The 5,537-nt window shown below is 70.0% G+C and carries 6 protein-coding genes and 1 pseudogene; 6 read left to right on the top strand and 1 reads right to left on the bottom strand.

Annotation, left to right across the window (positions count from 1 at the left end; translation table 11 throughout):
* A pseudogene (locus V7050_RS17655) lies at positions 1–193 on the bottom strand (aspartate transaminase); the annotation flags it as partial.
* Positions 194–284: 91 nt separating this feature from the next.
* Here V7050_RS17655 and V7050_RS17650 point away from each other — a divergent pair.
* The 6 genes from V7050_RS17650 to V7050_RS17625 form a co-directional block, all read left to right on the top strand.
* On the top strand, positions 285–686 hold the full coding sequence (locus V7050_RS17650; protein WP_324368496.1) for a helix-turn-helix domain-containing protein: 402 nt from the start codon (positions 285–287) through the stop codon (positions 684–686).
* Positions 687–690: 4 nt separating this feature from the next.
* Positions 691–1,377 carry a succinate dehydrogenase assembly factor 2 gene (locus tag V7050_RS17645; RefSeq protein ID WP_324368498.1) on the top strand — a complete coding sequence of 229 codons (687 nt, stop codon included), beginning with the start codon at positions 691–693 and terminating at the stop codon, positions 1,375–1,377.
* A gap of 86 nt (positions 1,378–1,463) precedes the next feature.
* Complete coding sequence (locus V7050_RS17640; protein ID WP_324368499.1) at positions 1,464–1,976, top strand: MarR family winged helix-turn-helix transcriptional regulator; 513 nt, start codon at positions 1,464–1,466, stop codon at positions 1,974–1,976.
* Positions 1,977–2,207: 231 nt separating this feature from the next.
* The gene (locus V7050_RS17635; protein ID WP_324368501.1) at positions 2,208–3,386 is read left to right on the top strand and encodes a helix-turn-helix domain-containing protein; all 1,179 of its coding nucleotides are present in this window, start codon (positions 2,208–2,210) and stop codon (positions 3,384–3,386) included.
* A 214-nt stretch (positions 3,387–3,600) separates the two neighbouring features.
* Positions 3,601–4,737 (top strand): flavodoxin-dependent (E)-4-hydroxy-3-methylbut-2-enyl-diphosphate synthase, encoded by a 1,137-nt coding sequence (gene ispG, locus V7050_RS17630; protein WP_324368503.1) that lies wholly within the window; start codon positions 3,601–3,603, stop codon positions 4,735–4,737.
* Positions 4,738–4,842: 105 nt separating this feature from the next.
* On the top strand, positions 4,843–5,537 hold a 695-nt coding region (locus V7050_RS17625), incomplete at its 3' end, for a PCRF domain-containing protein (protein WP_324410933.1).

Below are 5,537 nucleotides of genomic sequence, written 5' to 3'. Positions count from 1 at the left end.
TGTAGCGGGTCCTGCCCTCCTCGATGGCGCGGATCGCCGCGGCGCGCACGTTCGGCGGCGTGGGGAAGTCGGGCTCCCCGGCGCTGAGGCCGATGATGTCGCGGCCGGCCGCCTTCAGCGCGGCGGCCTCGGCGGTGATCGCGACGGTGGGCGAGGGTCTGATGCGCGCGAGCGCCTCGGAGAGAAACGGCATGGGCGCCCCGGTTTGCAATCGAAACGCGCCTGTCATAGGTTCCGCCGCGACTCGGGGCAAGGGCGTGGCCGTTCAATCGGAGGTAGTTCAGATGACGCTTGAAGCGGAGGCGGCCGCGCGGTCGACCAGCGACGATTTTTCCGACGAGACCTCGACCTTCGGAGACCGCCTCGCCCATGCCCGCGAGGCGCTCGGCCTCGACCAGGCGCAACTGGCGCATCGCCTCGGCATCAGGGCGCAGACCCTCAGGAACTGGGAGGAGGACCGCTCGGAGCCGCGGGCGAACAAGCTCCAGGCGCTGGCCGGGTTGCTCAATGTCTCGATGATCTGGCTGCTGACCGGGCAGGGCGAGGCGCCGCAGGCGTCGGGCGTGCCGGCGGATCTGGCCGGCGAGGCCTGCCTCGCCGATCTGCGTCGGCTGCGCGCCGAGCACCTCCATCTCGCCGAGCAGATGGCGCGGCTGGAGAAGCGGATGCGCGCCGTTCTCGCCTGAGAGCGTGCCCGGCCCCTTCCACCTCGCGTTTCCGGTGCGCGATCTTGCCGCCACGCGCGCCTTCTATGGCGAGCTGCTCGGCTGTGCCATGGGCCGGAGCGCGCCGAGATGGCAGGATTTCGACTTCTTCGGGCACCAGCTGAGCGCGCATCTGGCCGAGGCGCCCGCCGCGGGCGCGGGCGCGGGGGCGGTCGACGGCGAGGCGGTTCCGGTCCCGCATTTCGGCGCCGTTCTCGACATGGACAGCTGGAGCGCGCTGGCGGCGCGGCTGCGCGACCGGGGCGTCGCCTTCCTGGTGGCGCCGAGGCTCAGGTTCGCGGGCGAGCCGGGGGAGCAGGGCACGTTCTTTCTCTCCGATCCATCCGGCAACGCGCTGGAATTCAAGGGATTCAGGTCGATGGACAGCGTCTTCGCGACCGGGACGGCGGCGGAGGCCGAGGGGGCTTCGGACCGGCAGAAGCGCCTGCGCCTGCGCTGCTGGCGGCGGGGCACCCGCGAGATGGACCTGATCCTGGGGCCCTATGCCGACGGGCCGGCGGCGGAGCTCGACCCGGACGCGCTCGACGAATTCGAGCGGCTGATCGAGGCCGAGGACCAGGATCTCTACCGCTGGGTGAGCGCCCAGGCCGCGCCGCCGCCGGATCTGGCGCCGGCCGTCGGGCGCATCCGGACCCATCTCGGGATCGGGTGAGCGGCGCCGGGCAGCCGGGAATTTTAACGGCTTGTAGAAACTTTTGCGTGAGGGTCCCGCGACGAGTACAGTTGCGGAGAGCCAGCATGAGTATGCACGCGAAGGTCGAGCGCATCGCGACGCCTCCCGCCGAGAGTGACGATTTCCTGGCGGATTATCTCGAGACCCTCGCGATGGTGGAGCGCCTGCACCGGCTGCTGCTCGACGTGATCAAGGACGAGTTCGAGCGCCTCGGGATCATCGACATCAACCCGGTCCAGGCGCTGCTGCTCTTCAACATCGGCGAGAACGAGGTGACGGCCGGCGAGCTCAAGACCCGCGGCTACTACCAGGGCTCGAACGTCTCCTACAATCTCAAGAAGCTGGTGGAGTACAATTACATGCACCACCAGAAATGCGCCGTGGACCGCCGGGCGGTCCGGGTGCGCCTGACCGAGAAGGGGCTGTCGATCCGCACCATCGTGGGCGAGCTCTTCCAGCGCCACGCCGACGGGATCCTGAGCCGCGAGGTCACCGGCAACATCCGCCTGCAGGACATCAACGGCAGCCTGCGGCGCATGGAGCGCTACTGGTCGGATCAGATCCGCTACATCTACTGAACGAAGGCCGCGGCCGGGCAGCCGCGGGATCGCGCTATTTCGAGCACATTCGGCAAGAAATTCAGCATGATCGAAGCAATTTCTGCCCGGGTCGCAAGAAAGGTGTTAGCATCTGGCCAAAGCAATAATCGTTCGCCGTGATTCGGGACGGGCGGATTGGGCAGGTCGGATCGGTTGGGGTCGCCAGGGTGATCCATGCGTGGTGATGAGTTGGGCTCGTTCGAGCAAGATATGTCGGAGCACGATTTCAGGCTCGGGGACGAACTTCGGGGCGAGCGGGCCACGCTCGGCAAGTCCCTGCTCGACGTCCATCGCGACCTGAGGATCAAGGCGTCCTATATCTCGGCGATCGAGGACATGGATCTCTCGGTCTTTCCCAATCCGAGCTTCGTGCCGGGTTACGTGCGCGCCTATGCGCGCTACCTGCAGCTCGACCCGGACATGGTCTACCGGCGCTTCTGCCGGGAGAGCGGCTTCGCGCGCCCGAAGGACCTGGCGCTTCAGCCCAGGGCCGGCGCCGCCGCGCCCGCGGAGGCGGGGAGCTTCCAGACGCGCTTCCCGCTGGCCGAGGTCGGCTCCGGCATCCCGAGCATTCCCTTCTCGGCGATCGGCTCGGTGCTCGTCCTGCTCGTGCTGGTCGCCGCGCTGGGCTACGGCGGCTGGACGGTGCTGCAGAACATCCAGCGGGTCCAGTTCGCGCCGGTGGACGACCTGCCCCTGGCGCTCTCGGAGGTCGAGCCGCTCGAGGCGCCCGAGGTCGCGGAGGCCGGCGAGGTGGTGCTGACGGAGCTGGCCGAGCCCGTGGCATCGACCGCCCTGGCCGAGCTCTATCGCCAGCAGGAGATCGAGGTGCCGATCCTCCAGCCGCGCGACGGGCCGATCGCCGCGCTCGATCCCGACCGCCTGACGCCGCTCGCCGCCCGGCGCGCGGAGGTCGTGGTCGTCGGGCCGCCGGTCGCGGCGCGCGCGGATGCGGCCGATCCGGCGGTGGTGCTGGCGGCGGTGGAATCCTCCCTGGCCGGGGAGCCCGCGGCCGAGCCGGCGATCGTCGCCGATGCCGCCGACCTGCCGCTGGTGGTGGTGGCCGAGCGCGCCGCCTGGGTGCGGGTCTATCTCGAGAGCGGGACGATCATCTTCGAGAAGATCCTCGAGAAGGGCGAGACCTACACCCCGCCGGCCGGGGTCGGCGCGCCGAGGATCTGGGCCGGCAATGCCGGGTCCGTCTATGTCCGGGTCGGCGACAGGCTCCATGGCCCGCTCGGCTCCGGAACCCGGGCGGTTCGCGACGTGGTCCTGTCCTCGCAGGCCGTCGCCGAGCGCTTCGCCGAGGTCGCGGTCGTGCCGGAGGTGATCTCCCAGGCGATCGGCGCCGGCCAGCCGGCGCTGGCCGCCCCGATCGAGATCCAATAGGCGTCCGCCCGGCGGAACCGCCGGGCGATGGCATCCGGCCACGCGCGCCGCACCCGCCCGGGCCGGGCGCCGCCCTCGGTTTGCTGCGGGACGGTCGAAGCGGAAAGAATCCGCTCCGGATGCAACCGCCCTGCGGAACTTCCGGGCAAGGGATGACTTTCCCGCGCGGGCGGCCTATTTTCGGCTCTGGCTCAGAGCGCGGACCTCATCCCGAATGACACATAACCCGATCCGTCCCTGGCGGGACATCAGCCGGCGCCGGTCGCGGCGGATCAATGTCGGATCCGTGGCGGTCGGCGGCGATGCGCCGATCAGCGTGCAGACCATGACCAACACGCCGACCACCGACGTGGCGGCGACGGTTGCGCAGATCCAGGCCTGCGCCGATGCCGGCGCCGATATCGTGCGGGTGTCCTGCCCGGACGCGGACTCCACGCGATCCCTGCGCGAGATCGTGCGCGAGAGCCCGGTGCCGATCGTGGCGGACATCCATTTCCACTACCGCCGGGCGATCGAGGCGGCCGAGGCCGGCGCGGCCTGCCTGCGCATCAATCCGGGCAATATCGGCAAGCCCGAGCGCGTGCGCGAAGTGATCCAGGCGGCGCGCGACCACGGCTGCTCGATGCGCATCGGGGTGAATGCGGGCAGCCTCGAGAAGCATCTGCTGGAGAAATACGGCGAGCCCTGCCCGGATGCGATGGTGGAGAGCGGGCTCTTCCATATCCGGCTGCTCGAGGAGAACGATTTCCACGAGTTCAAGATCAGCGTGAAGGCGTCGGACGTCTTCCTCGCGGCGGCGGCCTATCAGCAGCTGGCCGAGGCGACGGACGCGCCGATCCATCTCGGGATCACCGAGGCCGGGGCGATGCTGGGCGGCACGGTGAAATCGGCGATCGGGCTCGGCAACCTGCTCTGGATGGGCATCGGCGACACGATCCGGATCAGCCTCTCGGCCGATCCGGTCGAGGAGGTGCGCGTCGGCTTCGAGATCCTCAAGGCGCTGGGGCTCCGGCATCGCGGCGTGAACATCATCTCCTGCCCGTCCTGCGCCCGGCAGGGGTTCGACGTGATCCGGACGGTCGAGATCCTCGAGAAGCGGCTCGAGCACATCAAGACGCCCATGTCGCTCTCGATCATCGGCTGCGTGGTCAACGGGCCGGGCGAGGCGCTGATGACGGATGTGGGCTTCACCGGCGGCGGGGCCGGATCCGGCATGGTCTATCTCGCCGGGAAACAGGCGCACAAGCTCGACAACGCGCGCATGATCGACCACATCGTCGAGCTGGTCGAGCAGCGCGCGGCGGCCATCGAGAGCGCGGCGGCGGCGGCGCCCGGGCAGGCTGCGGAATAGGCGTGGGGCCGCGCGACCCCGAGGGCGCGCGAAGCCACATTGGACTTGCGGCGCCGGGAGCTTTCGCGCCATAGCGCCGGGCTGAAACCAGACGCGTGAGCCCAGATGATCCCGATGGACAAGCTCGACCAGGTTCGGGCGCGCCATGACTATATCGAGGCGAGGCTCAACGAGGGGGCTTCGGTCGCGGATCTGCCGGCCCTGTCGCGCGAATATGCCGAGCTCAAGCCCGTGGTGGAGCGCATCGACGCCTTCCGGAAGCTGCTGGCGGAGCAGGAGGAGGCGCGGCGCCTGCTGGCGGATCCGGAGATGCGCGACCTCGCCGAGGAAGAGCTCGCGCGCATCCGCGAGGCGCTGCCCGAGGTCGAGCAGGCGCTCCGGCTCGCGCTCCTGCCCGGCGATGCGGCGGACGAGCGCTCGGCGATCCTCGAGATCCGGGCGGGCACGGGCGGCGAGGAGGCGGCGCTCTTCGCCGGCGATCTCGCCCGCATGTACCAGCGCTTCGCCGAGGCGCAGAACTGGCGCTGGGAGGTCGTGGAGGAGACGCCGACCGAGATCGGCGGGCTGCGCGAGCTCGTCGCCCATGTCAGCGGGCGCGGGGTCTTCTCGCGGCTGAAGTTCGAATCCGGCGTCCACCGGGTGCAGCGGGTTCCGGTCACCGAGAGCGGCGGGCGCATCCATACCTCGGCGGCGACGGTGGCGGTGCTTCCCGAGGCGGAGGAGGTCGACATCGACATCCCCGCCGCCGAGATCCGCATCGACACGATGCGCGCCTCGGGCGCCGGCGGCCAGCACGTCAA

It is taken from the genome of Amaricoccus sp. (assembly GCF_036846665.1).
Lineage (GTDB): Bacteria > Pseudomonadota > Alphaproteobacteria > Rhodobacterales > Rhodobacteraceae > Amaricoccus.
Note: the sequence above shows the minus strand (reverse complement) of the source record. Positions and strands in the feature narration are given on the sequence as shown.